This is a genomic window from Microcystis sp. M079S1, from assembly GCF_020246425.1.
Taxonomy (GTDB): domain Bacteria; phylum Cyanobacteriota; class Cyanobacteriia; order Cyanobacteriales; family Microcystaceae; genus Microcystis; species Microcystis aeruginosa.
On sequence record NZ_JADBSZ010000051.1, the window covers coordinates 1 to 4,620 of the forward strand.

Below are 4,620 nucleotides of genomic sequence, written 5' to 3' on the forward strand. Positions count from 1 at the left end.
AATTGCTGGCACTTACGGTTTAGCGGCGATGGATGCACTTCATGTTGCTGCTGCGCTGCAAATTCAAGCTGATGAACTAATCACCACCGAAAAGCCAACCAAACCAATGCACCGAGTCAGGGAAATTCAGATTGTTTCAATAGACATCTCTTTTGCATGAGTAGAAAACGGGTTTCTCGGAGAAACCCGTTTTCTGTGCGTTACTCACTAAGAGTAAGGAGACCAGGGACCGATGACGGTTTCTCCTCGCTTCTCTTTTTCTGCTAATTCCAGGTTTAAGGTTAATAGTTTCTCTAAGATGTCGTCGTCAGCTTGGAAGTGATATGCCTCCATCACTAGCTTGTTTAATTTCTGATGGAGTTGATACAGTTGGCTACTGGGTTCGTTAAAGAATTGGTTATATAGTTTAGTGATTCCCCATTGTTTTTTCTCCATCTGTTGGCTGCGGTATTCGTGTAATTCCCCGGCGGTTTGACGGATTTTTTCGACAAGTTCTTGTGAAGGTGTCTGGGGAAAAGGGAAGGTTTCAAAACAGGTTGTATTAGTATAGCGAGTTCTGTCTTCAAGAGTTGAACTTTGAGCTTTTACCCAGAGGCGATGTATTCTTGAGTTGAGAATTCCCAGAATATAGAAATCATCCGAGGCTATCACCATATTTGCTTCACAGGGAAGTATGGACACATCAACTGGAGAAAAAACAATATATTTAGCGATTTTGGGGATGGCAAAATAGCAAGATAATTTAGATATAGCTTGTCTCATTTTTGGTGCATATTCACCAAATCGCCACCAATGTTTTTTTCTGGAATCGCGACGATTTTTATCTCTTTCAGGTTTAACGGCTATTCTAACTCTTTCAAAGGGGGATTGATAATTTGTAGCTTCTTCTATATTCATGCCTTGAAAATCAATTACCCAATCCAGTTCTTCCCAAGGATAAATCAAGTTTTTACCATCAATCATCGGTTTTAAAACTTCTTGATTTTTAGGATCTTCTAATATCCATTGATCCACTTGTTTCTTCGTGACAATAAAACCTTTTCCTCTTAAACCACAAGATTCAAAAGAAAAGTTTTTATTGACATTCAATTTTGTAGCATTATCTACTGATATTTCAGATTTCAATGCAGTAGATAATAAATTAACTGACAAATTATCTAGAAATAATTCTTTTGGTCTTTCTTTACTCCAATTAACAATACTAACATGAACATTAGCTTCACCAGACCAAGGCTGAGTTGAAATCGCTTCATGTATAAATCCACCTTGCTTAACCACATAATCTAAGCTTGCTTTTCTCCCAGAAACTTGTGATATTGAATTAGTACCAACTAAACCGGCTCTTCCTAATTCTCCAAGATTTTCCGCAGCTTTTCTAAACCAAAAAACACAAAAATCAGGTTGTCCTTGAACATCAGGAAATTTTTGATAAATTTTTTCTGCATACTCATCTCCTAGTTCTGTCCTTAACTTTTTCCCTCCCAAAAATGGAGGATTACCGATAATTGCGTCTGCTTTTTGCCAATCCGTAAACAAAGCATCAGCACAGATAATATTACTATCCAAAGTATCCAAAGGTAAAGAAGCTTCCGTCAAATTAAACTTATCAATCGCCACCTTTCTGGCAATCATTAAAGTCACCCGCGCCAACTCTACAGCAAAAGGATTAATATCCATACCATAAAACTGTTTAGGCGTAACAAAACTAATCTGTAATTGGTCACTAGCAGAACGACGACGGTTAGCAATCTTTTCAATTAATAACTGTTCAATGCGCTTTAATTCTTGATAGGCGACATAGAGAAAATTACCCGAACCGCAAGCCGGATCTAATACCTTATACTGCTGTAATTCTAACTGAAGTGTATTTAACTCGCCAATCGTACCAGCTTGCTCAATTTTCTCCTCCCAGTAACGGCTAATAGTTGGGCGAACAATTTTCATAATATCCGCTTCTGAGGTAAAGTGCATTCCGTAAGTATGACGCTCTTCAGCATTAGCCGTCCCCTCAAAAATATTACCAAAAATTGCCGGACGGATCTTACTCCAATCCTGACGCGCCGCCACATCCAGAAACTCTAATTCTTTATTAGTTAATTCAATTGGATGAATTATACTAAACAGTCCCCCATTAAAATAATCCACTCCCTGATACTTGCCAGCGGGGGTAATTCCGGGTTGGTTCATCTGTTGAAATAATCCCCCCAAGACATCATAGGAATTGCCACCATTTAGACATTCTTGTACACAAGAAATAAATAAATCTCTCGGTAATAATCCTCGATCCTCAGCAAACATTGCTAATACACACTGTAAAATAAATCGCTGGGCCGTCAACTCATCAAAACCGCTTTTATGACCGCGTTTTTTTAACAGTTGAAACAACTCACCCATCCGCCGCGCTGCCGTTTCTGTAATCTCGACTTGATTATTCTGAAAGATAGGGGTACGATTCCCTACTTCCATAAAATTGAACGCACTGACCCGATTTTTCAAATCGTTGAGATTTACTCGATCTACCGGTTCATCTATTTGAAGATCAAAATCAAAAATCCAGAACTGATCAAAATTACATAATAAGACATAGCGAGGGCGATTAGGAACCAATCGACTCCAGTATTCAAAAGCTTGGGGATAGTGTTTACTTAAATCTTCTCCTCGCTTTTTCATTTCAATTAAAACACGAGGTTTCCAAACTAAATCAGCAAATCCGGTTTTACCTTTCTTGCTACCTTTAGTAATCGCCTCCTCATAGGTTGCACCCGCTTCTAACGCACCTTTATGACCAAAAGCTCGAAAGAAACGGTCTAGGAAAATCTGAGCTTCTTTCCTTTCTTTGCCAGTAATGTGCTGTTGACAAAAATCAATAAATTCCTGTAAGCTTTCAAGAGTAGTAGTCATCTTTTGCCTTTCCATTGGAGTAGGGTGGGCGTTGTAGTGCGATCACCATCTTACACAATAATTCATAATTCATAATTCATAATTCATAATTCATAATTCATAATTCAGGCTCTTCTAGGTTCTGTGTGATCAGTTTAACTTACATAGGATTGATCGATCTTTGTGTCCTCTGTGTCTGGAGTGGTTCCTTCTACTCCCTCGCTAGGAGGAATGTATCTTAGAATACATTTTACCCACCAAACCTGGGAGAGCCGATTTTCCATTGAATCAAACCAAATCAATCGACGATTAAAGCAGTCAAACCTATACTAGGTAAGCATTTGGGCGAATTATGCCAAAATACTCACTCTCATTAAGAAAGAAATCCTAAAAGCCTTAATTCTCGTGCTTATTGAGAATGAATCTGTTAGTTTGGCGAGTTTTGAGATTGTAGAAGCCTCTCTGTGAATGCGTTTGAGGCACCTGAATCTTTAGGTTAATTTTCTCCCCTATTATAAGTAGGGGCTGCTGAAAAAGTTTTTCGTGGGGGCAGGGTGTGGGGTGTGGGGTGTGGGGTGTGGGGTTTTACCCATTTTCAGGTGGTCAATTACCTAATTTTCAGGGAAAAAATCCCTAAATTTTCCCCCCAATCACTCCAATGGTAGGCACTTTTTCAGGGAAAAAAAGTCTAAAAGCCTTATCCAACAAGGTTTTTAGATTTATTCAGCAAACCCTAAGTAGTCGTGCAAAATTAATTTCCTAGTGAAGATAGGCAAAAGGCAGGAGGCAAGAGGTGGTTAGATATGTGTAATTAATTTTGCTTAGGTACTTAGCTCAAATTGCCCCTCTCAAACTCCGAAAAACAGCGATCGCCCTTCTTAACCTCAGCTAAAAACAGCGATCGCCCTTCTCCTATCTACACAGTAAAACAGCGATCGCCCCTGATTAAGCAATAGCAAATTCTGTTAATTTACGACTTGCAGGATCATGAAATGCTAAAACAATATCTTCTTTGGGAATCCCTGCTTCTAATAATTGAGAGGTGATTCCTATTTCTGTCCAATCTTGTTCAATATAAACTCTTTCATTTTTAATACGAATATGAATCTGAATATTGTTGATTTTCTTTTTGTTTATCCAACCAATAGACATCCATAGATAATGATCATGATTTTCATCAAAAATTAAACAGGTTTCTAGTTTTTTTTTTGGATGAGCTATTCGCAATTGTGTCTAGCTTTGTTAAGGTATTTTGAATAATTTGGCGATAGTTAGTTAGTTTATCCATTGGACAATCTCCTCTTTTTCGATGTTGACAACTAATAAATCTAATTGGTGTCTTTTAATAACGGCTTGAATAGATTTTCGTTGGAAAAAAGTCTCATAAATTTCATCTTTGATAGCCAGATAGATTTCTTGGTATTCATCTTGTCCTAATTGAATGAGATCACGATAAAAAATATATTGCCCCAAAGCCATTTCAAAGTCTTTCATCATTGAAGGGCCAAGAAAGCTTTTAATTTCAATGATAATTTTACGTTGTCTTTGTTCTTCGGAAATATATTTCTCGATCGCCAGGTCTGGATACAATTCAGCGTCTTCATCGGAAATTTTGGGTCTGAAACCCCGCCGTTCTAGGTTGGCTTTACGTTAGAATTAAAAGGCCAGTCTCGAAAACCAAGTGGACGGCGCAGCACCTTGAAAACTCGGCTTAGGGGGTTCCGACCAGAAAAGCTTGGC

General features: G+C 38.3%; 2 protein-coding genes and 2 pseudogenes. 1 reads left to right on the forward strand and 3 read right to left on the reverse strand.

What is annotated here, in order from left to right; genetic code table 11:
* Positions 1-207 precede the first annotated feature (207 nt).
* Positions 208-2,901: a DNA methyltransferase gene (locus IM456_RS02745; protein ID WP_287692406.1), complete on the reverse strand. Its 2,694-nt coding sequence runs from the start codon at positions 2,899-2,901 to the stop codon at positions 208-210.
* 125 nt (positions 2,902-3,026) lie between these two features.
* Here IM456_RS02745 and IM456_RS02750 point away from each other — a divergent pair.
* Positions 3,027-3,213: pseudogene (locus IM456_RS02750) on the forward strand (hypothetical protein).
* Between the two features lie 612 nt (positions 3,214-3,825).
* Here IM456_RS02750 and IM456_RS02755 read toward each other — a convergent pair.
* Both IM456_RS02755 and IM456_RS02760 read right to left on the reverse strand, forming a co-directional pair.
* Positions 3,826-4,168 (reverse strand): annotated as a pseudogene (locus tag IM456_RS02755) (XisI protein).
* Positions 4,156-4,491: an element excision factor XisH family protein gene (locus tag IM456_RS02760; RefSeq protein ID WP_123230817.1), complete on the reverse strand. Its 336-nt coding sequence runs from the start codon at positions 4,489-4,491 to the stop codon at positions 4,156-4,158. Before IM456_RS02760 ends, IM456_RS02755 begins: the two are co-directional and overlap by 13 nt.
* Positions 4,492-4,620: the final 129 nt, after the last annotated feature.